Origin of the sequence: Myxococcus sp. CA056, from assembly GCF_013336715.1 — a bacterium.
Taxonomy (GTDB): domain Bacteria; phylum Myxococcota; class Myxococcia; order Myxococcales; family Myxococcaceae; genus Myxococcus; species Myxococcus llanfairpwllgwyngyllgogerychwyrndrobwllllantysiliogogogochensis.
On record NZ_JABUMT010000018.1, the window covers coordinates 40,264 to 66,339 of the forward strand.

Here is a 26,076-nt window from a genome sequence, read left to right on the forward strand (position 1 = left end):
GCGTCCCCACCCGCGGAACCTGCACTCGCCAGGATGCGCTCGTTCAGCTCACGAAGGGGCTCCCTGCTTCCCTGAAGGCGAGGCCACCCCCGCTGCCGCCGCGGCCGATACGCCAACAGGGGCGGCGCCCGCCGCTGCCGCTGCCGCCGCTTCTGCCGCTGGCGAGGCGCCTGCCGCCCCCATCGGACCCATGGCGGGCAGAACGTCCGTGCGCTCATAGTCCGAAATCAAATTCAGGAGTTCGGGATTGAACGTCCCCGTCGCGACAGGGGGATGAGTCAGAGCCCCGGCTGCGCCGCCCGGCCCTGGATTCAAGGCGTCCTTGACGGCTGCGGCCCTTTTAGCAACAGAACCCGGGCTTTTATCCAGAACCCCCTGCTTGACATTGAAGTCAAAGATCACCGCGCGATACATTGCAACCATCTTCCGGGTCAGCGCCACAACCAGATCGAACTCTCCGCGATCCTCCAGTTCGACAATCTCTCCAACCAAAGCACCGAGATCCGAATTGATTCCCAGCAACCGCGCCCGGTTATTTCGCAGCCAGTGCCGCTTGACAAAGCACTGCAGTCGCCCCTGTATATCGTGATTGCTCGCGATCAGATCCATGGAATTGACATATCGCCGCAAAAAATCCCTGTCATTGCAGCGCTCGATAATCCAATCCCTCTGCCGAACATCGACTCCTCCATCCGGATAGTTGGCACATACCCTGATAAACTCAGCAACATCACCACCGCCACTCCTCTTGACAAAATTATCAAACAATGCCTGCTTGTGTATTATACCTTTGCCATCAGGCCAGAGTTGATAGGCCATCGGGATGCCTGCTGAAATAGCCTCACCGAAAGACTGATCCCCCTCTGCGATAGTGAATGACCTATCCGCGGCGCGCCACAGTTTCTGCATGACGGAATAAGGAATCACCGCGCCCGGTTCCATGGCCACAACCTTTGTCGTCCGATCATCCTGGATCAGAGTAGACACACTGAACCACTTATTCTTCTCGACCTCCAGAACGCGGAGTCCTCGAGTCCGACAATACTCGCCGATGTATGACGCCTTATTGCGCCGACCTTTACCGCCCGCTCCGCCCTGTTCCATGAGATTGTGATTGACGGGCAAGACGATGGCATTCTTGATGCCGACATCAAACACGACGCGATCCAGTAAAAGATCGTATCGAGCCTTGGACTTCTGGCCGGCACCATAACCAAAAAAGAACCGACACCCCTGGTGGTACTTCCTCAAGAAGTCACAAAGCGCCTTTGTGGACTTCTCGGCATCGGACTTCTCGGCATCGGACTTCTCGGCATCGGACAGCTTCAACTCGGCAAGTGGGATCGGCGCTCTCAACTCCTTGTTGATCATGATACCGATTTCACCGTCCCCCAACCCCGACTGCCTTGTGAAGACGTCCAGCGCCCTCCCGACGCGATAGCTATACTCCGATACAGCCAGATCCCCCTCCGTAGTGGTGGCAGCAGGAGTCTCCAGGGAGATATCCGGACTCCATCCCACTTCCTGCACCTTACTGACCCACGGAAAACTCGACAGCATCGTGTCGAATTGGGAATGGTTCGAGGTGGCGACGATCCTCCATCCCGTCCCCTGGTGAAGCAGACGCCCCGTATGCAGGCCGTTGATCAGGTCGCCAAAACCATTCTGGTCCGCACTGTTGACCAGGATGTCCACATACGGGAGCTGCAAATCCGAATAGAGCGAGTCCAACTGGATCTGCTGTTCAGGCGTCAGCGGCTTGCGTCGACGATGCCCCCCTCTCCCTTCCCAGTGTTTTCCCAGTGAAGAGGCCCCTGCGGCGGCAGCGGCAGCGGCTGACCCTGTCGCCGCCCCCTTGGGGTTCTTCGGGACCTGTTCTTTGCTTGGTTTGGATGCCACGGCGCTGGCGCCCGAGCCAGCGGCCGACTGGGCGCGCAAGCGTTGATAACGCTGCTGGAGCGTCTGCAGGGTCGATTGGAGTCGAGTCGCCAGGTACTGTTTCGTGGCCCAGTCGACGGGGACGCCTTCTGCTTTCAGATCTTCCGTGCAGGAGGTGCAGAAAACGGCCTTTGCACCCTGGCCCGCCCCCACGCTCTTCCCACAAATTCCACAAGACATGTATCGGATCCATCGCGAGGACTTCGCGCGTAAAAGACATGCGTGAGCTTCGTGTCGACGTCCGTGGGCGGCGTCCGGGGAGGACGTAGGCCGATGAGGGCTCCCAAGCGGCGTTACCCAGGTCGTCATGCATGGCGCAGGGCAGGCAAGAGGGGGCCTGCGCCAAGATCGAGAGGCACGATGCGGTTTCTCGCCGTGCCACTGCGGGCGACTTTCCATAGCAAGCGCAGTGCCGCGACTCACCAAGCTGCCCTGGAGGGCGAGAGAGCGCTCCAGGGCAGGCACGGTCCGCGTTCCCCAAGAACGCGTTCGCGTCCTGGGCGGACGCCTGGCGCGAGGATGGGAAGTACAACACGGTGCCGTCAAATCTGAGGGCGGGAAACAACGAATCATGGACCTCCCGATTCGTGAGGGTCCCCTTGGTCACCCCGCCGTGGCCTGCGCTTCCAACGTTGCCGCGCGTCGAATGCGCGGTTGAACGTGTCCACGTTACGCGTCGAACGCCTTCTTCCACGCCGGCCACTCGGTGCCTCAGGACGGGCCCGAAGATACCTGACAAGCCCTTGTCACCCCTGGCGGGCAGGTTCCCCCTTCATCCATCCGCGCGGTCCAGGAGAACGCTTCATGAAGCTCTACTTCCACCCCTTGTCGGGAAACTCGCGCCGAGTCCTGCTCGTCGCCACCCACCTCGAAGTACCTCTCGAGCGCGTCGTGGTGGACCTGCCAAACGGCGAGCAGCGCGCGACGCCGCATCTGGGCCGCAATCCCAACGGCCTCGTTCCTGTCCTCGATGACGATGGCTTCCTTCTCTGGGAGTCGCGCGCCATCATGCTGTACCTGGCCGAGATGACGCCGGGACAAACCCTGCTCCCCACGGATGCGCGTGGGCGCGCAGACGTGACGCGCTGGCTCTTCTGGTGCTCGGCGCACATGGCGCAGGCATGCACCATCCTGGTCTTCGAGAACTTCGTGAAGGCGGTGGCGGGCCATGGGCCGCCGAACCCCACCGAGGTCGCACGGGGCGAGGCGCTCTTCGCGCGGCACGCGCGCGTCCTGGACGAGCACCTCGCCGGCAAGACGTGGGTCTCACAGGAACGTCTGACGCTCGCGGACTTCTCGTTGGCCGCGGCGTTCGCCCTCGCCGGACCGGCGCGACTGCCTCTCGGAGAGCATGCGAACCTCCGGACCTGGCTCGGTCGCGTGCAGGAGCTCGAAGCGTGGAAGCGCACCGCACCGTCCATGCCGCCATCCGCGAGCTTGAGAACCTGAGGCCTCACGCCCCCCACGGGCACTTCATCCTACCGATCATTCTGAGCCACCCCACGCGCCGAGGAGCCCACCGGCGCGCAGCAGCGTCCCCTGAAATGACCGTGTCGAACCGCCGCACAGTCATTCGTTGTAGGGATGGAGCCACGCCTCACATCCCCACTCCAGGAGTCACCCGCATGCGCTTCATGCTCATCCCCCGCCCTTCCACGCTGGAGCCCACGCCCCCGGAGGCCGCCTTCGACGAGGCCGTCTTCATCGCGCAGATGAAATACAACGAAGAGATGCACAAGGCCGGCGTGCTCATCGCCTCCGAGGGCCTCAGCCCGTCCCCGGGCGCGCACGTCGTCTTCAAGGGCGGCAAGGCCAGCGTGAGGGACGGCCCCTACGCGGAGACGAAGGAGCTCATCGGCGGCTTCTACGTGCTGGAGGTGGCGTCGAAGGAGGAGGCCATTGAATGGGCCCGCCGCTACCCGGGCGGGATGGGCAATGACGACGTGATGGAGGTCCGGCCCCTCACCGGCACCGGGGACATTCCGCCGGCGCTGGTGACACTCATCGAGCAGGTAGCCCCCACCTGGAGCCAGACCTTCAAGAAGTCGCAGTGACGCGGCGGCCCCTGAACGCGTAAGGGACTTGCGAAGCCCCCACGAGCTCGCGTGGTAATGTCGCTCATGGATTTGCAGTCATCGGAGCGCCCCTTCCTCGAACAGCTCTTCGCGCCGCACTCGGGTAGCGAGTTCCTGGCGGAGTACTGGCCCACGCGGCATCTGGTCTGCCACGGCCCGCTCGAACGGCTCGGGGAGCTCGCGGCGCTCCCCGAGCTCCATGACCTCGAGCGGCTGCTGCACACCTACCGCAACCCGGTGATGGTCGCGCTACCGGACCGGCGCGATGAGCACAGCGTCATCCGGGTGGAGGCGCAGACCGCGGCGGCGCTGTACCGCAGCGGGATGGCGCTCATCCTCGACTCGGCGGAGCGCTACCTCCCCCTGGTCGAGCAGTGGCTGCACATGGTGGCGTTCGAGCTGGGACTCGCGCGCAACGCCGTGGCGCGGGCCATCTTCTATGCCTCGCCGTCGGGTGGCGGCAACAGCCCCCACTTCGACGCGAACGCGAACATCGTCGTGCAGGTGCGCGGCACCAAGCGCTGGACGCTCGCACCCAACACACAACTGCCCCTGCCCACGGACCGCTGGGCGATGAACATGGGCCCGCCCTCGCCCGAGCTGGCCAGCTACCTGGAGCAGGAGCTACCCGAGCAGATGCCCGAGGGTGCCGAGGTCATCACGCTCGAGCCCGGCTCGGTGCTCTTCGTCCCGCGCGGCTACTGGCACTCCACCGAGGCCTCGCAGGACACGCTGGCGCTGAACTTCACCTACAGCCAGCCCACCTGGGCGGACGTGGTCAGCGCGGCGCTGCGACAGCAGTTGCTGAAGGACGTGCGGTGGCGCGCGCTCGCCGATGGAATCGGCTCGCCGGACCCCGAGCGCAGCGGAGCGTGCCACACGCGACTCTCCGAGTTGCTGCACGAGCTGCAGGCCCACGTCCTGGAGTTGGAGGCCCGGAAGATCGTGGAGGAGAGCTAGGGCGCGGGCTTCGGCCGCCCCTCAAGCCGGAACGAGCTGGTCAGCGATGCGGGCCAGGTCGGAGACGGAGGTCACGACCACGGCCTGGTGACAGTGCTTCTCGTACGTGAGCATCTCGCTGTCACCAATGCCCCAGTTGCCGCGCTGCTCGGGGCAGATCCACAGCAGTCGCTTCGCCTTGCGACGCAGGTCCTTCAGCGCCCAGACATTGTTGGCGTTGTAGTTGTTGCGCCCGTCCCCGATGATCATGACGGTGGTGCGGCGGGTGATGCTGCCCAGGTGGTCCCGGGTGAAGTCCGCCAGCGCGCGGCCATAGTTCGAGTTGGCGCTCAGGGACACCGTCTTGCCCGCCGTCGCCATGTCGATGGCCTCGTCCACGTCGAGGTCCTTGAAGTACTGCGTCACCTCGCCCACGTCGGACACGAAGACGAACGAGCGCACGCGCACGAACAGCGACTGCATCGTGTGCATGAACAGCAGCATCATCCGAGCCGCGTTGCGGACCGAGTCGGACACGTCGCACAGCACCACCAACTCCGGACGCTCCGGCCGGCGGCGACGGAACTGGGGCAGCATGGGCACCCCACCCCACGTCATGTTCTTGCGCAGCGTACGGCGGACATTGAGCGCGCCCTTGCGGTGCGAGCGCTGCCGGCGAATCAAGCGACTGCGCAGCTTCTCCGCCATCGTGCGCACGGCGGACTCCATCTGGTCCACCTCCGCCTGGGTGAGCAGGTGCAGCGGCTTGTCCTGCACCGTGTCGGTGCGACGACGGATGCGAGCCTCCGCCTGCCGCTTCACCTCCTGGCGCGCGGCATCTTCAATCTTCCGCATCGCCGCGGCGACGTGGCGCGAGACAATCTCCACACCCTCCGGAGACAAGCCGCGCGCATGCAGTTCATCCTCCAGCGACTTCATGTCGGAGCGAGCCCGCTCCATGCCGGCGCCCGCCAGCATGCGCCGCGCGAAGAAGCCCCCCTGGAGCGGACTCTCCAGCTTCGACAAGTCCAACTGGAGCGAGGCCGTCCGGAAGATCTGCGCCAGCCGCGCCCGGTCCCCTTCCAGCACCGCCTGCGCGAGCGGAGACATCTCCGGCAGCAGGAGGTTCATCTGGTAGATGACCATCTTCAGCGTGTCCCCGTCCAGGTAGCCCTCTTCCTGGAGCTGCGCGGCCAGGGACTTGTCGATGGCCTCGAACGTCGCCGCCGCGCCGGAGAAGAAGAAGTCGAACGCGCGGTTGAATGTGTCCACGTCCAGCTCACGCTTCACCAGCGTGGTGCGCATCACCGCGCGGAACAGGGACCGGTCCACCAGCCCCACCTCGGCGGTGGCCCGCAGCGCGTCCTGCACCTCGGAGGTACTCACGCGCACACCGTTCTGTCGGAGCACCTCGGCGAATTCGACGATGCGCGCGTCCATCAGCGTCCCTTCCCCGTGCCCGGCCGCTCGAAGGACATCACGGCCTCCACGTGGTGCGTCTGGGGGAACATGTCCACCACCTGGAGCGCCTGCGGCTTGTAGCCCGCCTCCACCAGCCCCGCCGCGTCCCGCGCGAGCGAGGCCGGGTCACACGCCACGTACACCACCCGACGGATGCCCAGCGCCACCATCCACTTCGCCAGCCCCGGAGCTCCCGCGCGCGGCGGGTCCGCCAGGCACACGTCGAAGCGCCGGCCCTCGGACACCAGCCCGTCGCACACCTTGCGCGCATCCCCCTGCACGAAGCGCACGTTGCTCACGCCCGCCTCGCGCGCACTGCGCTGGGCCAGCTCCACGCCCACCGGGGACGACTCCACGCCCAGCACCGACGCGGAGCCCGCAGCCAGAGGAAAGGTGAAGTTGCCATTGCCAGAGTACAGCTCCAGCACGGAGTCCTCATCCCGCGCCGCCAGCTCGAAGATGGCCGATGTCACGAGTCCCACGTTGGCCTCCGCGTGCGCCTGCGCGAACGAATCCGGTCGCAGGTACAGCGGCACCTCCGGCCTCAGCGGCGAATACGAGCGCAGCGCCGGCTTGCCCAGCACTCGGGGCGAGCCCTCCTTCGGCACCAGCACCGCGCCCTCCAACCGCAGCGCCCGCACGGCGGCCTCCGCGGCCTCCACGTGTCGCGCCGTCACCTGCCCCGTCAGATTCACCGCGAACGCGGCCTTGTCGCCCTCCGCGAGCAGGAGCACCTCCTCGGTGTCCTTCGCCAGCGGCTTGAGCAGCGGCGCCAGCTTCCCCGGCAACGCGGTCAGCACGGGCGTGAGGGCGCCACACTCGGACACCGCGAGCCGCTCGTGGCTGCGCCGGCTGAAGTAGCCCAGCGCTCCCTTCCCCGCCGGATGCAGCACCGCGCGTCGGCGGTAGCCCCAGTCCCGAGGCGCCACCAGGAGCGGTCGGACGGTGAAATCCTCGCGCCGCAGGTGGCCCAGGTGCTCCAGGGTGGAGAGGACGATCTCCTGCTTCGCGCTTCGCTGGGCGGACTCGGCCAGGCCCAGCCAGTCGCACCCGCCGCACTCGCCGGCCAGGGAACACGGCGCCTCACGACGGTCCGGTCCGGAAGAGACCACCTCGCGCAAAAGCCCACGCAGCACGCGTCCCTGCGACTCCAGATGGACGCGCACGGTGTCGCCCGGGAAGGCGCCAGGGATGAAGACGGTGCGGCCCTGCCAGGAAGCCACGCCCTCGCCGAGCTGGCCGAGGCGGTCGATGGTCAGGGAAACGGGGGTCTCAGGGAGGGGCAGCATGCAGGCGCTCGGTGGGGGCGCCCGCGCGGGCCGCCGTTACTTCCGGGTCGCTTCCGACGGGAGCTCCGAGCGCAACCGCTCCACGAACTCCCCGATGCGCGACCGCTTGTCTTCGTCAACGTCCAGGAACTCCACCGCCATCCCCGGGGACTGCGGAGACGCGGTGCCGAGCGCGTTGGTGCGCGTCACCCGGCCCTTCAGCTCCACCGGGAAGTGCGCTCCCGGCAGTGTCACGAGCAGCTTCACCACCGTGTCCACCGGCAGGGGCTTGTCGGTGTTGATGTAGAGGCCGCCCTTGGAAAGGTTGACGGCCCAGTCCGTCACGAAGCCAGCCACGCTGCGGTAGGCCACCGGCAGCTCGTACTCGACTCGCGGCGCGCGGTGGTCGATGGGGTTCAACTTCTCCGAGGTATCGGCCATGAAAGGGGCTCCGCCGGGGAAGTCGTCCATACCACCCTCCCCCAGCGGCGCACCTTAGCCTTGCGCGCTCAGACTTTCATCTCGCGCACGTCCGGAGCGATTTTCAGCTTCGGCTCGGTGAGCTTCTGGACCAGCTCCACCGTCACGCCCGGGGCCAGCTCGCGCAGGACGAGCCCCTCCGGCGTCACGTCCAGGAAGGCGTGGTCCGTGACGATGTGGTGCACGCACTTGAGGCCCGTCAGGGGCAGCGAGCACTTCTTGAGGATCTTCGGCTGACCCTCCTTGTTCGCGTGCTCCATGGCCACGTAGATGCGCTTGGCGCCCACCGCCAGGTCCATGGCGCCACCCATGCCCTTGACCATCTTCCCGGGAATCATCCAGTTGGCCAGGTCCCCCTCTTCGGAGACCTCCATGGCGCCCAGCACGGCCATGTCGATGTGGCCGCCGCGGATCATCCCGAACGACAGGGCCGAGTCGAAGAACGCGGCGCCCTTCACCGTCGTCACCGTCTCCTTGCCCGCGTTGATGAGGTCCGGGTCTTCCTTGCCCGCCTCGGGGTACGGCCCGATTCCCAGCAGGCCGTTCTCCGACTGGAGCACCACCTCCACCCCCTCGGGGATGTAGTTGGGGACCAGCGTGGGAATGCCGATGCCCAGGTTCACATAGAAGCCGTCCCGCAGCTCCAGGGCGATGCGCTTCGCGAGTTGTTCACGAGTCAGTGGCATGGGGTCCTCAGGCCGTCTTGCGGACGGTGCGCCGCTCAATCCACTTCTGGAGGTTCTTCGCCAGGACGATGCGCTTCACGAAGATGCTCGGGAGGTGCACCTGGTCCGGGTCCAACTCGCCGGGCTGAACAATCTCCTCCGCCTCGACGATGGTGACCTTGGCCGCCATGCACATCATCGGGGAGAAGTTGCGCGCCGTCTTGTTGAAGATGAGGTTGCCGTGGGTGTCCGCCTTCGCCGCGTGGATGATGGCGAAGTCCGCCTTCAGCGGTGTCTCCAGCACGTGCAGCCGGCCGTCGATGATGCGCGACTCCTTGCCCTCGGCCACCTGCGTCCCCGCGCCTGTCGGCGTGAAGAAGCCACCGATGCCACAGCCGCCCGCGCGGATGCGCTCGGCCAGGGTTCCCTGCGGGTTCAGCTCCACCTCCAGCTCGCCGGAGAGGTACTGCCGCTCGAACTCCTTGTTCTCCCCCACGTAGCTCGACACCATCTTCTTGACCTGCTTGTTCTGGAGCAGGATGCCCAGGCCGAGCTCGGTGGTGCCGCAGTTGTTGGAGATGATGGTGAGGTTCTTCACGCCCTTGCGGTGAAGCGCCTCGATGAGATTCTCAGGGTTGCCACACAGCCCGAAGCCGCCGCTCATGAGCGTGCAGCCATCCGGGATGTCGGCGACCGCCTCGTCCGCGCTCGCGTAGACCTTGTTCATTCGCCCTCCCGATAACGGAAACGGGGTGAAGGCCACCAAGGCCCCCACCCCGTCCCTCTCCCCGTGGGGAGAGGGTTGACTACCTCTCCACCATCAGCGCGATGCCCTCGCCGCCGCCGATGCACAGCGACGCGACGCCCCGCTTCTTGCCCAGGTCCTTCATCGTCTGCAGCAGCGTCACCAGCACGCGCGCGCCGGAAGCGCCAATGGGGTGACCGAGCACCACCGCGCCACCGCGCACGTTCACCTTCGACGGATCCAACCCGAGGATGCGGTTGTTCGCGAGCGACACCACCGCGAACGCCTCGTTGATCTCCCACAGGTCCACGTCCGCCGCGGCCACGCCCTTCTTCTTCAGGAGCGTGTTGATGGCGTCCGCCGGAGCAATCGTGAACTCCACCGGCTTGCGCGCGGCCTGCGCGTAACCGGTGATGCGGCCCAGAATCGTGCGGCCCTCGGCCTTCGCCTTCTCCTCGCTCATCAGCACCAGCGCCGCGGCGCCGTCGTTGATGGAGGACGCGTTGGCGGCCGTCACCGTGCCGTCCTTCTTGAACACCGGCTTGAGGCCCGGAATCTTGTCCGGCTTCGCGTTGCGCGGGCCCTCGTCCTCGGAGACCGTCGTCACCTCGTCCGGCTTCTTGCCGGGGATCTGCACGGGGACAATCTCGGCGGCGAACAGGCCGTCCTTCTGGGACTGAATCGCGCGGCGGGTGGACTCCAGCGCGAACTCATCCTGCTGCGAGCGGCTGATGCCCTGCGACGTGGCGCACTCCTCGGCGCACAGGCCCATGTGGACGTTGCCATACACGTCCCAGAGACCGTCGAGGATCATCGCGTCCTTGAACTCCACGTTGCCCATGCGCGCACCACCGCGCATCGTGTGGCTCACGTACGGCGAGTTGCTCATGGACTCCATGCCGCCGGCGACGACGACGTCCGCCTCACCCAGGGCAATGGCCTGTGCGCCCGCGATGACGGCCTTGAGGCCGGAGCCACAGACCTTGTTCAGCGTGGTGGCGGGCACCGTCTCGGGCAGGCCCGCGAAGATGGTGGCCTGACGAGCGGGCGCCTGACCGACACCGGCCTGGAGCACACAGCCCATGATGACTTCCTGGACGGTCTCCGGCTTCACGCCCGCGCGCTCCAGCGCGGCCTTGATGGCCACCGCGCCGAGCTGCGGCGCCGTCAGCTTGGCGAGCGCTCCCTGGAAGGCGCCGATGGGGGTACGGGCCGCGCCCACGATGACGACGTCACGAGCCATGAAAACTGCCTCCTCTTGAGGATGTACGGATGTCCTTCGATAACAGCGGCGGTCGCCCTTATCACCGGGCACTCCCCGGAGTTCAAGCGTCCTCGCTCAGCGTCCGGACATGAGCGTCCACTGCGCGCGACGCACCGCGAAACGACGCCCAAGCCCGCGAAGTTCCTCCTCCTTCCGCCCACTCACCACCCGACCGGTCGGACGCTCGCGCCACGCGAGTCCAAGGTATTTGACCTTGAGGTACAAAACGACCTAACAGACGGCCATGGCACGTCCGAGGAAGTTCCAGGCCGAGACGGCGGTGGCGAGGGCGATGGAGGTCTTCTGGGAGAAGGGCTACGCGGCGGCGTCTCCCCAGGAGCTGGGAGCGCGGATGGGGCTGGGGCGCGGCAGCCTCTACAACGCCTTCGAGAGCAAACAGGGCCTCTTCGAGTGCGTCCTGCGTCACTACCACGAGCACGAGGCGCCCAAGCTCCTGGCGCTGCTGACCCGACCGGGCCCCATCAAGGAGCGGCTGCGGGCGCTGCTCCTCGCGGTCATCGAGACCGACGTCGCGGACCCCGAGCGCCGGGGGTGCCTGGCCATCAACACCGCCATCGAGCTCGCGGGGCGTGACGCCGCCGCGGCCCAACTGGCGGCGCGAATGTTCGAGCAGACCGAAGCCGCCTTCCTGTCGCTCATCGAAGAAGGTCAGCGCGCTGGCGAGGTCGACGCTACTCGTGACGCGCGGGAGCTCGCGAGCTTCCTCCTCAACAACCTCACTGGCCTCCGCGTGCTCGGAAAGACGGCGGAGGACACCACCCGTCTCACCCGCATCGTCGATGCCCTCTTGAGGTCCTTCTAGTCATGCGCGTCTCACGCTCCATTCTCCCCTCCCTGTTCCTGCTGTCCTTCACTGGTGGCTGCGCGCACCAGGCCGCGTCCACCAACGCCGCGTCCACACAACATCCCCCGGAGCTGCGCCTCTACGCCCTGGATTGCGGACGCATCGACATCCACGACATGGGGTTCTTCACGGACGGGAGTCAGCCCAACGGTCAGCGCGGGGAGATGTCCGTCCCCTGCTTCCTCATCCGCCATCCCCAGGGCGCGCTGCTCTGGGACACGGGGCTGGATGACGTCATCGCCCAGAGCCCGGACGGCGTGGCGGATCCAATTGGCCCGCGCTACTTCGTCCAGAAGACGCTGCACGCCCAGCTCGCCCAACTGGGCCTGAAGCCCTCGGACGTGCGCTACGTGGGCTTCTCCCATCTGCACGCGGACCACGCCGGCAACGCCAATGCCTTCACCGGCTCCACGTGGCTGCTCCAGCAAAAGGAGCTGACGTGGGCCACCGCGACGCCCGCGCCCTTGGGCGTGGACCCCACGAAGTTCTCCACGTGGCGCGATGCGAAGGTGGAGCCGCTCGACGGAGACCGCGACGTCTTCGGCGACGGCAGCGTGCGCATCCTCTTCACGCCAGGCCACACGCCCGGCCACCAGTCGCTGCAGGTGAACCTGCCTCGGACGGGAACAGTCGTCCTGTCCGGAGACCTCTGCCACACCCGCGCGAACTGGGAGAACCACGGCGTGCCTGGCTTCAACACCAGCCGCGAGGAAACCCTCTCATCCATCGCCCACGTGGAGACGCTGGTGAAGGACGCCAAGGGCCGCTTCGTCGTCCAGCACGCGCCCGAGGACTTCCGCGCGCTGCCCGCGTTCCCCAGCTACCTGGAGTAGTCGTCTGGAACGGCAACGGCCGGGCCCCCTTTACGGGAACCCGGCCGTCACGCCGTGAGGCGGTGCTGAACGAAGACTACTTCTTCGTCAGCTTGCCCATCACGTCGCCGAGGCGCGCCTTGGAGCCTTCCGCCTGCTTGCGGAGGTACTCGCGGTAGTCGTCGCCTTCGCCGATCAGCGCCTTCATGGACAGCGCGACCTTCCGGTCCGGCGTGTTGATGTCGATGATCTTCACCTCGACATCCTGCGCCTCCTGCACCACGTCACGCGGGTTCTCGACACGCTCCTCCTTCAGCTCGGAGACGTGGACGAGGCCCTCGATGCCCGGCTCGATCTCCACGAACGCGCCGAAGTCGGTGACCTTGGTGACCTTGCCCTTCACGCGGCTGCCGACAGGCAGGCGCTCGGACAGCGTCTCCCAGGGGTCCGGCTGGAGCTGCTTGATGCCCAGGCTGAACCGCTCGTTCTCGACGTCGATGTTGAGGACCACCGCCTCGACCTCGTCGCCCTTCTTGAACATCTCGCCCGGGTGCTTGATGCGCTGGGTCCAGGAGATATCGGACACGTGCACCAGGCCGTCCACGCCCTCCTCGACACCGACGAACACGCCGAAGTCGGTGACGTTGCGGATCTGACCCTTGATGACGGAGCCGATCGGGTACTTGTCCTCGAGCAGCGTCCAGGGGTTCTGCTCGATCTGCTTCATGCCCAGCGCGATGCGCTTGGCCTTGGGATCGATATCCAGGACGACGGCCTCCACCTCCTGGCCGACCTCCAGGATCTTGGACGGGTGCTTGAGGCGCTTGGTCCAGGACATCTCGGACACGTGGACGAGACCCTCGACGCCCTGCTCGATCTCGATGAACGCGCCGTAGTCCGTGATGGACACGACCTTGCCCTTGACGCGCGTGCCGACCGGGTACTTCTCGTCGGCGCGGTGCCACGGGTCCTCCTGGATCTGCTTCAGGCCCAGGCTGACGCGCTCCTGCGTCGGGTCGAACTTGAGGACAACGACGCGGACCTCGTCGCCCACATTGAACATCTCGCTGGGGTGACCGATGCGGCCCCAGGACATGTCCGTGATGTGGAGCAGGCCGTCGATGCCGCCCAGGTCGATGAAGGCGCCGTAGTCCGTGAGGTTCTTGACGACACCCTTGAGGACCGCACCCTCCTTCAGGTTCTTCAGGGTCTCCTTCTTCATCTCCTCGCGCTGCTTCTCGAGGAGGACCCGGCGCGACAGGACGATGTTGCCGCGCTTCTTGTTGAACTTGATGACCTTGAACTCGAATTCCTTCGAGATGTACTGGTCAAGGTTGCGCACGGGCCGGATATCCACCTGGCTGCCGGGCAGGAACGCCTTCACGCCGATGTCGACGGAGAGGCCTCCCTTCACGCGGCCCACGATGGTGCCCTTGACGATTTCATCGCGCTCACAGGCGGCGCTGATCTCGTCCCAGATGCGCATCTTGTCGGCCTTCTCCTTGGAGAGGACGACCATGCCGGTGTCGTTCTCGCGGCTCTCCAGGAGGACCTCAACGGGGTCGCCCGCCTTGACGGAGACCTCTCCGCGAGGATTGGTGAACTCGGAGATCGGGACCTGACCCTCGGACTTGTAGCCGATGTCGACGATCGCGAAGTCCTTCGTCACCTGCACCACGGTGCCCTTGACGATCTCCCCTTCCTTCAGGATGCCGTCGCCACCGCGCTGCTTGAGCGACTCTTCGAACATCGCCGCGAAGTTTTCTTCCCCGGCGTCAGTCTCGACCTGCTGGTTCACGTTCTGCTGCATGGAAATGGAAGTCCTTTGAAACGGCACAGCTGCCCCCTGATTTGAGGAACGCGGGCCCCTGCGGGGCGCAACGGGAGTCCGCGGGCGTCCCCACCTCTGGGGACTTTTGAATGGTGCTGAATGAGGCCGCGCACCCTAGACACCGGTTATTCCGGTAGTCAAGCGAGCACGTGCCCCATGTGCTGATCGGCGGATGCGTTGACCCGGGAGTGTCAAGACCCGGGACAGCCATCCGCACCCCTCGTTCTAAGAACGCTCGCCCTCCTGCGCAGCCCTCCCGACTCAGAGGACCCCGCGAGCGCCCGGTTCGCCTGTTCGGCCAGCGAGCGCGACAACCTACTCGAAAAATCCGCTGAAATGCGACCCACATCGTCTGGCTGCGTTCCGCTCGTGGGTCGAGGTCCACGAGTCCGGTGCCCGGCGTGAGTCATGGGGGAGGTGCGCCCGGGGGGGTGAATCGTTCCCGCATGTCGGCGGCCGCGGGCCTCTTCCTTCCCTTGCCTCCTCTGCTGCTCACGACGCCATCCCTTCTCGAGGGCAGACGACTCGTGTCGCGGTCCGTTGCCACGTGTACTGGGAATCCAAGAAGGGCATACAATGCCGCGTTCATTTCTCGGCTGGCACAGGACATCCATGCGTCGTTGGAGCCCTTCCCTCCTTCTGATGGTCCTCGTCGGCGTGGGCGCGGGCCCTGTGTCCGCGCAGGGCGTGGACTCGAATCGGCTCATCCTGTCCAGGGACCGGAACGTGGAGGTGCTGCTCGTCGATGACCAGGCAGGTGGTGGGGCCTCCAGCACGCTGGGGTGGTTCTATTACGACGAGTTGGTGGCCCGGGGGTACATCGACATCGGGGACCCGGCCAACCCGAACGACGACGTGCTCCTCGACCTCGAGGGGAATGGCATCCCGGACTTCCACGAGGACTTGTTCAACCTGAACCCGGAGCGGGTCTACATCGGAGAGAGCACGCGCTGCATTCCCGAGCGCATCTTCTTCCACCGACGGGAGTCGGGCGAGGTGCTCCGCTTGAGAGAGCCGGAGCTGCTGACGGGCTCCTGCCTCGCTCCTGGCAGCTATGCGGCGGATGCGGGGCCCAAGCGATGGCCGGACGGAGCGCCGGGCTACCCGGTGCGTCCAGGGGGTTCGGTGGTGGGCCAGCGCGTACTTGATGCGACCGACCTGGTGACCGCGAGCGGAGACTTCCGCCCGGGAGTGGTGCCAGGACTGGTGGACGCCTACTTCAGCGACCGGGGTGTCTTCCCGCACGTCCCCAATCTGCTCGAGCCGGATGATTCGCAGAACGGCCACCTGGGCCTGGGGCACATCATCCTGTTGAGCACGGATGATGATGGTTCGCTGTGCCCGGCCTCGCCCGCGGTGGAGTGCCTGACGCCTCGAGTGGCCTCACCGGGTCCAGGGGGGCCAGCTTCGTTGGGCCCCATCTGGGACCGGTCTGGACTCTTCGACGGGCGGCCCGACTACAAGGCGAGCGCGTTCGACCCCTTCGGCCGGGTCATTCCGGGGCGGGACGTGACGGCGTCCATCACGGAGGATGATCGCCGCGTGAGCCTGGGGACCGTGGACGGCGGGCGGGAGATCGTCTTCTTCCTCGTGACGTACGTGGAGCAGATCTACGGCGGGGCCACGGACACCTGCTTCCTGCCGGGGACGACGCCTGAGGGACGGCTCCAATGCGAGCTGTGGGGGCATGGCGACATCAACGTCCACTTCTCGAAGACGCTGCTCAACCTGGACCTGCACCAGCAGGAGTCGACCGATGTCCTGGCCTCGATTCCCCCTCGGGAGTGGCTGTCTCCTCTTGCGTACAATCGGCTTGGGACACAGGAGTACGGGAAGTTCCAGATCACCGAGACCACGCCCATCGAGGCCTGGAGCTACCAGCAGCGCACGCCCCACCTGCTGATGCTGGCGCCCATGGAAGCGACCGACACGTGGCTGATGGGTTGGGAGTACATGAACTCCGGTGGAAATCGGATGTTCTATGACGGGGTCTTCCTCCTCCGAGGCGTGGGAATCGAACCCACGGTGACCCAGGTGGAGGGCCAGGGCGGTCCCGTGATCGAGGGAGAGTTGGCCTTCTTCACGGCCACCGTGACCACCGTGGATGGCGTGCCCCTGACGATGGGCAGCGTGAACTTCTACGTGGATGGCGATTACGTCACGTCCGAGCTGCTCGACGGCGCGGGAACCGCCACGGTCTCTCTCTCCTTCTTCCCGATGGGCGAGCACACGCTCCTCGCCGAGTTCGGGGGGATTGATGACCTCTACGCCTGGAGCAACTCCGAGGAGCTGCCGGTGTTCGTTGAAGCACCGGATGGCGGGAGCCTGCCGGATGCCGGGGTCCCTGATTCGGGCACCATCGATTCAGGCACCATCGATGCGGGACCGGACGGCGGGCCTGCTCCAGCGGACGCTGGCGAGGACGACGATGCGGGTACGCCGCCTCCCGTGGATGCTGGCGAGGATGACGACGGAGGCACCACGCCGACTCCCGACGCTGGCGATGGCGGTGGAACGACTCCCGAGCCCGACGCTGGCGATGGCGGTGGAACGACTCCCGAGCCCGACGCTGGCGATGGCGGTGGAACGACTCCCGAGCCCGACGCGGGCGATGGCGGTGGAACGACTCCTGAGCCCGACGCGGGCGATGGCGGTGGAACGACTCCTGAGCCCGACGCGGGCGATGGCGGTGGAACGACTCCTGAGCCCGACGCGGGCGATGGCGGTGGAACGACTCCTGAGCCTGAGCCCGACGCGGGCGAGGATGGTGGAGTGACCCCGCAGCCAGAACCCGATGCTGGCGAGAATGATGCAGGCACGGACGACGCGGGCAGCACGACGGACCCAGAAGGACCCAATCCGTCGGGCCCCCGCGACTTGACGGTCACCGGCTGGGGATGTGGTGCCACCGACGCGGGCAGCTCATCCCTCATGATGCTGGCGCTCTGGATGGGAGTGTCAGTCCTCCGGTCGCGCGGCCGGAGGCTTGACTGAAGTGGCCTGGACTCTCGGGGCCCATCAATCCCTGGCGCCCCGAGAGTCCCTTGCAGCTCAATGACCTGCATTTGCAATTGAGGTGGGCGCGAACCATGCCGGTGCGAATCCGAACAGCTGAAGGCGAACTGTCCTATGTCGGAGTCGAAGAGGTCCGTCAGGCGTTGAAGATGGGGCTGGTGGATGCCTCGGATGAGATATCCCTCTCTGAATCAGAGCCCTGGCGGCCCGTGCGCGAGGTGCTTGGCTCTCCCCAGTGGCGCTGGCGCGACCACTTCCAGTGGTACGTCCTGACGGCGCTGCTCATAGGGATGTTCCTGCTCGGCGCGGGTCTGCTCTGGTACGTCCTCCTCGTGAGCACCAGCCTGCTCTGGTTCAACATGAAGCGCCGGGCACCGCGAAGTGGCAACCGCTGGTGGTGAGTCGCTCCTGGCGACCTTACGGCGTCTTCCAGTCCCCAAAACACGCCGTGAGTCCGCACTCCGGACACCGGCAGCCGATGTAGACCCAGCGGACATCGGTGGTGTCCTTGTAGAAGGCGGCGCCCAGGGCCATCTCGAAGGCCCCATTCCCACAGGGGCACTCGGCCTGCTCGAGCTTTGCCTCCTCGAGGAACTCCTCGCTGTCCGCGAGGGGGACTTCGTGCTCGCACCTAGCACAGCACTGCACCGCCGCGCCCGCCTCCTCGTCGATCAGGAGGTGGTGCCGCTCGTGACCGCAAGGACAGCGCAGCTCATCGAGTCGCTGGACGGGATAACCGTTCTTCTTGCTGTACCGCTCGAGCTCCGCGCGGATGTCCGCGCGGGAATCGCCGTAGGAGTACCGGCCCTTCTTCTTCAGCGCCACGCGCTCACCCCAACAGCTTGAAGCTCTCGCGAGCAATCACCATCCGCTGCACCTCGCTGGTGCCCTCGTAGATGGTCTGCACGCGGGCGTCGCGGAAGTACCGCTCCACCGGGAACTCGTCGATGTAGCCGTAGCCGCCGTGGAGCTGGACGGCCTTGTCGCAGACGCGATTGCTCGTCTCGCTGGCGAACAGCTTCGCCATCGACGCCTCGCGAGTGAACGGCTGCTTCTGGTCCTTCATGTACGCCGCGCGCAGCGTCAGCAGCTCCGCCGCGTCGATCTGCGTCTTCATGTCCGCGATCATGAAGCGCGGCCCCTGGAACTCGCCAATCGCCTGACCGAACGCCTTGCGGTCCTTCACGTAGGACACGCTGGCCTCCAGCGCCGCGCGAGCCACGCCGCACGCCTGCGAGGCGATGCCGATACGTCCGCCGTCTAGCGCGACCATCGCCAGCCGGAACCCCTGCCCTTCCGAGCCCAGCAGGTTCTCCGCCGGAATCACGCAGTCCTCGAACGTCAGCGCGACGGTGTTCGAGGAGCGCAGGCCCATCTTGTCCTCGTGACGACCGATGATGAGACCCTGGGTCCCACCCTCCACGATGAAGCACGACAGGCCCTTGTTGCCGGTCGCCGACGTCCGCGCCCACACCACCATGACGCCCGCATGCGCGCCGGAGGTGATCCACTGCTTGCTGCCGTTGATGACCCACGAGTCGCCACGGCGGACAGCGGAGGTCAGGAGCGCGCCCGGGTCGGAGCCCGCGTGCGGCTCGGAGAGCGCGAACGAGCCGGCCACGGCCTCACCCGACGTCAGCCGCGTCACGTACTTCTCGCGCTGCGCCTCGGTGCCGAACGCGTTGATCAACTCCGCGCACATGTTCGTCACGGCCATGGCCACGGACGTGGACGCATCCGCCGCGGCCATCTCCATCATCGCCAGCGCGTAGGACACGGCGCCCGCTTCCGAGCCGCCGTACTTCGCGGGGATGTTCACCCCGAGCAGCCCCAGCTCGCCGAGCTCCTTGAAGATCTCGGTGGGAAATCGCTCCTGGCGGTCCAGCTCGCGGGCAAGCGGCGCCACGCGCTCCCGCGCGAACTTGCGGGCCGTCTCGCGAATCAGCGTCTGGGTCTCGGTCAGCTCGAGGTTCACGTCTGTTGTCCTACTCGATGGCCTTGAGGTTGAACGGATACTCGATGGGGTGGTCGGCGCCGTCCGGAGGCTTGGGGAACGTCATGGACGACAGCACGGCCACCACGCAGTCATGAAGGTTCGGGTCCTTCGGCGTGCTGCCCTTACGGACCTTCGCGCCCTTCACCAGACCATTGGCGTCGATGGTGAAGGACGTGAGCAGCTTGCCCTCCGCCTTCTTGTTCTTCTCCGCCATGTGGTCCTCGTAGCACTCCTGGATCCGCCCCTGGTTGTACGTGACGACCTGGCGGATGGAGTCCGGCGTGAACGGCATGCGGGCCACGTCCGGCGCGTCGCTCTTCGCGGGCGCCGTCGCGGTGGGGGCGGGCTTCCCGCCCTCGGGCTTCTTCGGCGGAACACTCTCCGCGAACGCGGTGGCCGAGGCCAGAATCAGAACGGGAAGCAGTGCCCTCTTCATGGTGCCTACTCCTTCAGGACGTTGGCGGAGATGACGATGCGCTGAATCTCGCTCGTCCCCTCGTAGATCTCGGTGATGCGCGCGTCGCGCACGTGGCGCTCGGCGTCCATCTCCTTGCTGTAGCCCATGCCGCCGTGCACCTGGAGGGCCTTGTTCGCCACGCGGCTGGCCATCTCGCTGGCGTACAGCTTCGCCATCGCGCTCTCCGCGCTGTGGCGCACGCCCTTGTCCTTGAGGAGCGCCGCGCGCCACACCAGCAGGCGGGCCGCGTCGATCTCCATGGCCATGTCGGCGATCATGAACTGGATGGCCTGGTGCTCGCGGATGGGCTTGCCGAAGGACTTGCGCTCACCCGAGTAGCGCACCGCCTCCTCGTACGCCGCGCGGGCGATGCCCAGCGCCTGCGACGCAATCCCGATGCGGCCACCGTCCAGCGTGGACATGGCGACCTTGAAGCCCTCGCCCTCCTTGCCCAGGATGTTCTTGGCCGGCACGCGCATGTCCTCGAAGAACATGGAGCAGGACCAGGCGGCGCTGATGCCCATCTTCTTGTCGGGCTCGGCGCGGGTGAAGCCGGGGGTGTTCGTGGGCACCAGGAAGGCGGTGATGCCCTTGTTGCCCGCCTCCTTGTTCGTCATCGTGAACAGGACGATGGCGTCGGCCTTGGGGCCGTTGGTGATCCAGTTCTTGGAGCCGTTGATGACGAACTCGTCACCCCGGCGCACCGCGACGGTCTGCTGGGCTGCGGCGTCGCTGCCGGCCTCGGGCTCCGTCAGGCCGAAGCAGCCGAGCTTGTCGCCCCGCGCGAACGGCGTGAGGAACTCTTCCTTCTGCGCCTCGGTGCCGAACTTGGACACCGGGTCGCAATAGAGCGAGTTGTTCACGCTCATGATGACGCCGGTGGAGGCACAGCCTCGGCTGATCTCCTCCATGGCGAGCGCGTAACAGACGTTGTCCAGACCGGCGCCGCCGTACTTCTCGGAGACGGCCACGCCGAGCAGCGACAGCTCGGCGAGCTTCTTCACCGCATCCGTGGGCCAGGAGTGGTGTTCATCCCACTTCCGGGCGTTGGGGGTCAGTTCCTTGGCGGCGAACTCGCGGCACATCCGCTGGATCTCGCGCTGGACATCGGTCAGCTCGAAGTTCATGAGGGCTCCATATTACGGGGGGTGCTCCCAGGGAATAGCGAAGACGCTCCGCCAGGCCCCAAGCGAGGGTTGCCGTGCCGATTAGCCGACGACCGCCCGCCGGGCTCCCTGGAATCCAGGGGTGAGCCCAGGAACATGTTCAGTGGCACCGTGACATCCAGGGAGAGGTCCATCCGCGCCCCCTCCCCCGTCCAGGCCCGGCGAAGCACCACGGACACCGTCCAGGGCTTCGTGTTCGGGCCGCGTTCAATCAAGTCGTAGGTCAGGCCCAGACCCGCCAGCCCACCCGAGCCATCCTGGCCCCACAGGCCCGCGCCCTCCGCGAGCAAGCCCAGCCGAGCGCTGTCCGGAAACGCATACACCCGCGCCCCCGCGAGCAGCCGGAAGGCCGCCGGCTCCAGGCGCACTTGAGGCTCCACGAAGGGCGACAGGATGAGGGTGGGCCCCGGAATGTCCCACGCCGGGAAGGCCCACGGGTGGATGGGCCAGGACAGCACCCAGTGCTCACGCGAGCCCTGTCCCCACTGGAAGCGGACATCGGGGATGAACGGCTCCAGGAAGCAGCCTGTGTAGATGCACAGCGAGCGCTTCCAGGAGACCAGCGCCGGAGCCCGTCCGGCCTCGTCGTCCCGAGCTTCGGGCGCGGGTTCCGAGCGAGGCTCGGAGACAGGCTCGGAGCGGGCCGGCGTCGCGGCCAGGAGAATCGTGAGGAGACTCCCGACCGCGAGCGGGTGATTCACTTGCCGGTGAAGACGGCGGGACGCTTCTCGAGGAACGCCTTCATGCCCTCGCGCTGGTCGTCCGAGCCGAACAGCTCCGCGAAGCCCTGGCGCTCCAGCGTGTTGGCCTCGCCCAGGTCCTTGTCCGCGCCCTGCTCGATGACGCGCTTGGCCGTGGCGATGGCCAGGGGACCGTTCTTGATCATCTTCGCCGCGATGGAGCGGCAGTGCGCGAGCAGCTCACCGGCCGGCAGGACCTCCAGCACCAGGCCGATCTCCTTCGCCTTCGCCGCGTCGATGCGCGCCCCCGTGAAGACCAGCTCCTTGGCGCGAGCACGGCCCACCGCGCGGGTGAGGCGCTGGGTGCCACCGAAGCCGGGGATGACTCCCAGGCCCACTTCGGGGAGGCCGAGCTGGGCCTTCTCGGAGGCGTAGATGAAGTCACACGCCAGGGCCAGCTCACAGCCACCACCGAGCGCGAAGCCATTCACCGCGGCGATGGTGGGGATGGACAGCGACTCCAGCAGCGCGAAGGCGCGGTGACCCAGGGCGGCGAACTCGCGAGCCTGGGGCTCCTCGAGCGCGGCCATCTCCGCGATGTCGGCGCCCGCGACGAAGGCCTTCTCGCCCCCGCCGGTGACGATGAGCACGCGCGTGTCGGCGCCGAGCGACTTCACCGCCGCCTCGAACTCCTGGAGCGTCTTGTTGTTGAGGGCGTTGAGCGCCTTGGGACGGTCGATGGTGAGGGTGGCGACCGCGCCCTCGTGCTCCAGCCGGATGTTCTCGTAGGTCATGTGCGAGGCTCCTGGGGAGGTGGGTGCCTAGTACTTGTAGAAGCCGCGACCGCTCTTCTTGCCGTACCAGCCGGCGTCGACGTACTGGCGCAGCAGCGGACACGGGCGGTACTTCGAGTCACCCAGGCCCTTGTGCAGCACCTCGGCGATGTAGAGCACGGTGTCCAGGCCGATGAAGTCGGCGAGCTGGAGCGGGCCCATGGGCTGGTTGGTGCCCAGCTTCATCGCGGTGTCGATGTCCTCCGCGGAGCCCAGGCCCTCCATCAGCGCGTAGCAGGCCTCGTTCAGCATCGGGATGAGGATGCGGTTGACGATGAAGCCCGGGAAGTCCTTGGAGACGACCGTCGTCTTGCCCATGCGCTCGGAGAGGGCGCGCGTGGTGGCGTAGGTCTCGTCCGACGTGGCGGCGCCACGGATGAGTTCCACCAGCTGCATCACCGGCACGGGGTTCATGAAGTGCATGCCGATGACGAACTCGGGGCGCTTCGTGGACGCGGCGATGCGGGTGATGGGGATGGACGAGGTGTTGGTGGCGAGGATGCCGCCCGGCCGGACGACGGCGTCCAGGTCCTGGAAGATGCGGCGCTTGAGGTCCTCGTTCTCCGTCACGGCCTCAATCGCGAAGTCGACGTCCTTCGCCTCGGTGACGTTGGTGAGGGTGGCGAGGTTGGCCTCGGCGGCCTGCTGCTTCGCGGCGTCGAGCTTGCCCTTCTCCACCAGCTTCTTCAGGCCCGCGCGGATGCGGTCAGCGCCCTTGGCGAGACCTTCCTTGGACACGTCCGCCAGCGTGACGCGAAGACCCGCCTGCAATGCCACCTGCGCGATTCCCGCGCCCATCTGCCCGGCGCCGACGACGACGATGTGCTCCGTTGCCATGGTGCTCTCGAACCCCTCGGTCGGAATGTGAATGACGTGGTGCGCCCATAGCCCACGCCCCCAGGGCGGTCAACGAGTCGCGGCTGGCAACTGGAGCCGGCGAACGATGTAGCGCTCCTCCCCCACCGTGAGTGGCTCTTCGACGCGGACGCGCTCCTCGCGACCCGCGAGCTTCACGAAGAACAAGGTCCGGAAGGAGCCCTCGGGCAGGTCCACCTTGAAGCTCAGCTCCGGAGGTGCGCCGGTGTCGCCGAAGAAGCGCTCCTCGCGCTTGAGGACCGCGCCCTCCGGGTCCATCACCTGGAGGTCCAGCGCACGGGCCTGACTCCAGCCGTCGCCATCGGGTTGGATGACCAGCTCCCGCTCGGGGACGCCGGTGATTTGCCAGATGTAGATGCCCAGGCCGAGGAGCAGCAGCAGCGGCAGCCGCTTCGCCAGCGGGGACGAGCGCCAGCCCTTGCGCGCGGGGGCCGGCGGGGCTGTTTCAGGGGGAGGCGTGTCCGCCACCACTACTCCTTCTTGGAACGCTTGGAGCCGGGGCGGCGGGCGTTGAGTTCGGAGATGACGACGCGCGCGGTGGGGGCGGCGGTCTTCTCCTTCTTGGGGCGCGGCTCGGTGTTCTCGGGCTCGTCGGCGCCCATCTTCTCCGCCTTGTCGGGCGGGACGAGTCGGACCTGGGCCTTGATCTCCAGCGTCATGCCGGAGACGAGCTTGAGGAACTCGTCGCGGAGCTTCTCGGACTGGAGGAAGCGGCGGAGTTCCTCGGTGATGGCGCCGGTGACCTCGTCCTTGGTCTTCTCCGCCTGGGAGAGGATGAAGCCGAGGGCTTCCTTGGGGAGCTTGAGCTGCCCCGCCAGGTTGCGGATGCCCTCCTCGGTCATGAAGAGGGCGCCCAGGCCGGCGACGGCCATGCGACGGACGAACTCCGGAACGAAGCCCGCGGGACCGGAGCGGCCTTCGCGGCCGGAACGGTCCTCATCGATCAACGGGTCGTCGGGGTAGTCGTCATTGCCGACTGGGGGCATGCAGCGTCTCCTGGGTGGTTGTCAGCGGGCCTGCACCACCGGCAGCGGCATGCTCTTGGCGCCCTGTGCGGACACTCGACCCGCGATGTTGCGAGCGACCTCCTGGAAGGCCTTGGCCTCCAGGCTGTCCTTGGCGCCGATGACCACCGGTACGCCCGAGTCTCCCGAGACACGCACCTTCAAGTCCAGCGGAACCTCTCCGAGGAACGGAATGCCGAACATCTCCGCGGCCTTCCGGCCCCCGCCGTGGTTGAAGATGGGGGTGACGTGCGAGCAGTTCGGGCAGACGAACTGGGACATGTTCTCCACGATGCCCAGCACGGGGATGTGGACCTTGTCGAACATCTGCTTGGCGCGGACGACGTCGGCCAGGGCTACGTCCTGCGGCGTCGTGACGAGCACGGCACCCGCGGCGCGGATGGACTGGGAGAGCGACAGGGCCACGTCACCGGTGCCCGGGGGCAGGTCGAGCACGAGGTAGTCGAGCTCGCCCCAGTTCACGTCGCGCACGAGCTGCATGAGGGCGCCGTGGAGCATGGGACCGCGCCAGATGAGGGCCTGGTCGGCCTCCACGAGGAAGCCAATGGACATGACCTTCATGCCGTGGGCGATGAGCGGATCCAGCGACTTACCGTCGGGGCTGACGGGCTTCTTCTCGCCCAGGCCCGTCATGAGGGGGATGGAGGGGCCGTAGAAGTCGGCGTCGAGCAGGCCGACCTTGGCGCCGTGCTGAGCGAGGGCGGCGGCGAGGTTGACGGCGACGGTGCTCTTGCCCACCCCGCCCTTTCCGGCGCCGACGAGGATGATGTTCTTCACCTTGGGGAGCAGGCCGCCGGGGGGCGGAGCGCCGCCGCCGGAGGCGCGGACCTGGGCGCCCCACTCGATGTCGAAGGACTTGAGGCCGGGGACGGCCTTGAGCGCGGCCTCGGAGTCGGCCTGGATCTTCCCCTTCATGGGGCAGGCGGGCGTGGTGAGCTCGATCTTGAGTTTGACCGTGTCACCGCTGACGCGGATGTCCTTCACCATCCCCGCCTTCACCAGATCCACGTGCAGCTCGGGATCGATCACCTTGGACATCGCCGCGAGGATGCTGGCCTCGGTAACGCTCATCGGGACACCTGAAACCTTTGGAAAACGGGCGCTTGGGCGCCCCTCAGCGGGCGCGGAACATGCCAGCCCCGGGGGGACTGTCAACGTCGTTTAACGCTGGGTGGACGCGGACGCACCCTGGCGACGGCCTGGAGGGCTGGAGGGTGTTGGCGGGCTGAAGGTGTCTATCAGGGACACTGCGTGTCGGGGTCAGCGGGCCTATTCGAGCGCGGAGATCCGGTATTCGCCGTCCTCGAGGACCAGGAGGACGGCCCGCTCGTCGCCAATGGGGAAGACGGCCTCACCGGCGCCGACTCGGACGTGCGTATTGAGAGCGAGCCGGGCGCGGCGCAGGCGCTCCTTGGCGAGGGGGTCGCGCTCAAAGTCCTCGCGGAGTCGCTCGGGGGTGTAGCGGGCACGCAGGGGCGCGGCGAGCAGGCTCCAGGCCGTCTTCCAGTCCTTGGCGTCGGAGGCGTCCAGGAAGCGGCGGAGGGCGGCGCGGGGGACGTCGGCGGGGCGGGCTTCGACGATGCGCCAGTCCTCGCCGGTTCGAGCGAGGGTGAGGGAGGGGGCGCGGGCTTCTAGGACGGCGGCGCCGGCACGGACGGCGGCGGCTCGTTCACGGCGGGTGGTCT

At 66.8% G+C, this 26,076-nt stretch carries 26 protein-coding genes; 7 read left to right on the plus strand and 19 right to left on the minus strand.

Going from position 1 to position 26,076, the window contains the following annotated elements; all coding sequences use genetic code 11:
• Window positions 1-48: 48 nt before the first annotated feature.
• Complete coding sequence (locus tag HUA76_RS39660) at window positions 49-2,118, minus strand: hypothetical protein (RefSeq protein WP_174463820.1); 2,070 nt, start codon at window positions 2,116-2,118, stop codon at window positions 49-51.
• Between the two features lie 624 nt (window positions 2,119-2,742).
• Between HUA76_RS39660 and HUA76_RS39665 the strand changes: the two genes are divergently transcribed.
• The 3 genes from HUA76_RS39665 (at window position 2,743) to HUA76_RS39675 (ending at window position 4,973) form a co-directional block, all read left to right on the plus strand.
• Window positions 2,743-3,387: a glutathione S-transferase family protein gene (locus tag HUA76_RS39665; RefSeq protein WP_174463821.1), complete on the plus strand. Its 645-nt coding sequence runs from the start codon at window positions 2,743-2,745 to the stop codon at window positions 3,385-3,387.
• A 176-nt stretch (window positions 3,388-3,563) separates the two neighbouring features.
• Window positions 3,564-3,992, plus strand: coding sequence for a YciI family protein (locus HUA76_RS39670; protein ID WP_174463822.1), 429 nt, complete (start codon window positions 3,564-3,566; stop codon window positions 3,990-3,992).
• A 66-nt stretch (window positions 3,993-4,058) separates the two neighbouring features.
• The gene (locus HUA76_RS39675; protein ID WP_174463823.1) at window positions 4,059-4,973 is read left to right on the plus strand and encodes a JmjC domain-containing protein; all 915 of its coding nucleotides are present in this window, start codon (window positions 4,059-4,061) and stop codon (window positions 4,971-4,973) included.
• A 21-nt stretch (window positions 4,974-4,994) separates the two neighbouring features.
• Here the strand turns inward: HUA76_RS39675 and HUA76_RS39680 are convergent, their stop codons facing one another.
• From HUA76_RS39680 to HUA76_RS39705, 6 genes are all read right to left on the minus strand, one after another.
• Window positions 4,995-6,392 (minus strand): VWA domain-containing protein, encoded by a 1,398-nt coding sequence (locus HUA76_RS39680; RefSeq protein WP_141644401.1) that lies wholly within the window; start codon window positions 6,390-6,392, stop codon window positions 4,995-4,997.
• Window positions 6,392-7,702, minus strand: a complete 1,311-nt coding sequence (locus HUA76_RS39685; RefSeq protein ID WP_174463824.1) for a class I SAM-dependent RNA methyltransferase — start codon at window positions 7,700-7,702, stop codon at window positions 6,392-6,394. Before HUA76_RS39685 ends, HUA76_RS39680 begins: the two co-directional genes overlap by 1 nt.
• Window positions 7,703-7,738: 36 nt before the next feature.
• Window positions 7,739-8,122, minus strand: coding sequence for a TIGR02266 family protein (locus tag HUA76_RS39690; RefSeq protein ID WP_141644399.1), 384 nt, complete (start codon window positions 8,120-8,122; stop codon window positions 7,739-7,741).
• A gap of 68 nt (window positions 8,123-8,190) precedes the next feature.
• Window positions 8,191-8,847, minus strand: coding sequence for a CoA transferase subunit B (locus HUA76_RS39695; RefSeq protein ID WP_141644398.1), 657 nt, complete (start codon window positions 8,845-8,847; stop codon window positions 8,191-8,193).
• Between the two features lie 7 nt (window positions 8,848-8,854).
• Window positions 8,855-9,553 carry a CoA transferase subunit A gene (locus tag HUA76_RS39700; protein ID WP_141644397.1) on the minus strand — a complete coding sequence of 233 codons (699 nt, stop codon included), beginning with the start codon at window positions 9,551-9,553 and terminating at the stop codon, window positions 8,855-8,857.
• Between the two features lie 79 nt (window positions 9,554-9,632).
• A complete protein-coding gene (locus tag HUA76_RS39705) occupies window positions 9,633-10,814 on the minus strand; it encodes an acetyl-CoA C-acetyltransferase (protein ID WP_141644396.1) in 1,182 nt (393 codons plus the stop codon).
• Window positions 10,815-11,079: 265 nt separating this feature from the next.
• On the opposite strand from HUA76_RS39705, the gene HUA76_RS39710 reads away from it, so the two are divergent.
• Window positions 11,080-11,658 carry a TetR/AcrR family transcriptional regulator gene (locus tag HUA76_RS39710; RefSeq protein WP_174463825.1) on the plus strand — a complete coding sequence of 193 codons (579 nt, stop codon included), beginning with the start codon at window positions 11,080-11,082 and terminating at the stop codon, window positions 11,656-11,658.
• 2 nt (window positions 11,659-11,660) lie between these two features.
• Complete coding sequence (locus tag HUA76_RS39715; RefSeq protein WP_174459114.1) at window positions 11,661-12,533, plus strand: N-acyl homoserine lactonase family protein; 873 nt, start codon at window positions 11,661-11,663, stop codon at window positions 12,531-12,533.
• A 76-nt stretch (window positions 12,534-12,609) separates the two neighbouring features.
• On the opposite strand, the gene HUA76_RS39720 is transcribed toward HUA76_RS39715, so the two are convergent.
• The gene (locus HUA76_RS39720) at window positions 12,610-14,322 is read right to left on the minus strand and encodes a 30S ribosomal protein S1 (RefSeq protein WP_141644393.1); all 1,713 of its coding nucleotides are present in this window, start codon (window positions 14,320-14,322) and stop codon (window positions 12,610-12,612) included.
• A gap of 663 nt (window positions 14,323-14,985) precedes the next feature.
• Here HUA76_RS39720 and HUA76_RS39725 point away from each other — a divergent pair.
• Together HUA76_RS39725 and HUA76_RS39730 are read left to right on the plus strand one after the other, a co-directional pair.
• Window positions 14,986-17,337 carry an Ig-like domain repeat protein gene (locus tag HUA76_RS39725; protein WP_174463826.1) on the plus strand — a complete coding sequence of 784 codons (2,352 nt, stop codon included), beginning with the start codon at window positions 14,986-14,988 and terminating at the stop codon, window positions 17,335-17,337.
• A 95-nt stretch (window positions 17,338-17,432) separates the two neighbouring features.
• Window positions 17,433-17,759: a hypothetical protein gene (locus HUA76_RS39730; protein ID WP_174463827.1), complete on the plus strand. Its 327-nt coding sequence runs from the start codon at window positions 17,433-17,435 to the stop codon at window positions 17,757-17,759.
• 16 nt (window positions 17,760-17,775) lie between these two features.
• Here the strand turns inward: HUA76_RS39730 and HUA76_RS39735 are convergent, their stop codons facing one another.
• The 11 genes from HUA76_RS39735 to HUA76_RS39785 all read right to left on the minus strand — a co-directional run.
• Window positions 17,776-18,183: a hypothetical protein gene (locus HUA76_RS39735; protein WP_174463828.1), complete on the minus strand. Its 408-nt coding sequence runs from the start codon at window positions 18,181-18,183 to the stop codon at window positions 17,776-17,778.
• Between the two features lie 4 nt (window positions 18,184-18,187).
• Entirely contained in the window at window positions 18,188-19,333 is a 1,146-nt protein-coding gene (locus tag HUA76_RS39740) for an acyl-CoA dehydrogenase family protein (RefSeq protein ID WP_141644389.1), read from the minus strand.
• A 10-nt stretch (window positions 19,334-19,343) separates the two neighbouring features.
• A complete protein-coding gene (locus HUA76_RS39745) occupies window positions 19,344-19,790 on the minus strand; it encodes an AgmX/PglI C-terminal domain-containing protein (RefSeq protein ID WP_141644388.1) in 447 nt (148 codons plus the stop codon).
• 5 nt (window positions 19,791-19,795) lie between these two features.
• Complete coding sequence (locus HUA76_RS39750) at window positions 19,796-20,938, minus strand: acyl-CoA dehydrogenase (RefSeq protein ID WP_174459118.1); 1,143 nt, start codon at window positions 20,936-20,938, stop codon at window positions 19,796-19,798.
• Window positions 20,935-21,678 (minus strand): hypothetical protein, encoded by a 744-nt coding sequence (locus HUA76_RS39755; RefSeq protein WP_371823586.1) that lies wholly within the window; start codon window positions 21,676-21,678, stop codon window positions 20,935-20,937. Before HUA76_RS39755 ends, HUA76_RS39750 begins: the two co-directional genes overlap by 4 nt.
• Window positions 21,675-22,451 (minus strand): enoyl-CoA hydratase/isomerase family protein, encoded by a 777-nt coding sequence (locus tag HUA76_RS39760; protein ID WP_174463829.1) that lies wholly within the window; start codon window positions 22,449-22,451, stop codon window positions 21,675-21,677. The genes HUA76_RS39755 and HUA76_RS39760 overlap by 4 nt, the downstream gene beginning before the upstream one ends.
• A 27-nt stretch (window positions 22,452-22,478) precedes the next feature.
• Window positions 22,479-23,327, minus strand: coding sequence for a 3-hydroxyacyl-CoA dehydrogenase family protein (locus tag HUA76_RS39765; RefSeq protein ID WP_046713803.1), 849 nt, complete (start codon window positions 23,325-23,327; stop codon window positions 22,479-22,481).
• 69 nt (window positions 23,328-23,396) lie between these two features.
• Entirely contained in the window at window positions 23,397-23,834 is a 438-nt protein-coding gene (locus HUA76_RS39770) for a hypothetical protein (protein WP_174463830.1), read from the minus strand.
• A gap of 2 nt (window positions 23,835-23,836) precedes the next feature.
• Window positions 23,837-24,352 (minus strand): hypothetical protein, encoded by a 516-nt coding sequence (locus HUA76_RS39775; protein ID WP_174463831.1) that lies wholly within the window; start codon window positions 24,350-24,352, stop codon window positions 23,837-23,839.
• A gap of 21 nt (window positions 24,353-24,373) precedes the next feature.
• On the minus strand, window positions 24,374-25,462 hold the full coding sequence (locus HUA76_RS39780; protein WP_174463832.1) for an Mrp/NBP35 family ATP-binding protein: 1,089 nt from the start codon (window positions 25,460-25,462) through the stop codon (window positions 24,374-24,376).
• A 198-nt stretch (window positions 25,463-25,660) separates the two neighbouring features.
• On the minus strand, window positions 25,661-26,076 hold a 416-nt coding region (locus HUA76_RS39785), incomplete at its 5' end, for a hypothetical protein (protein WP_174463833.1).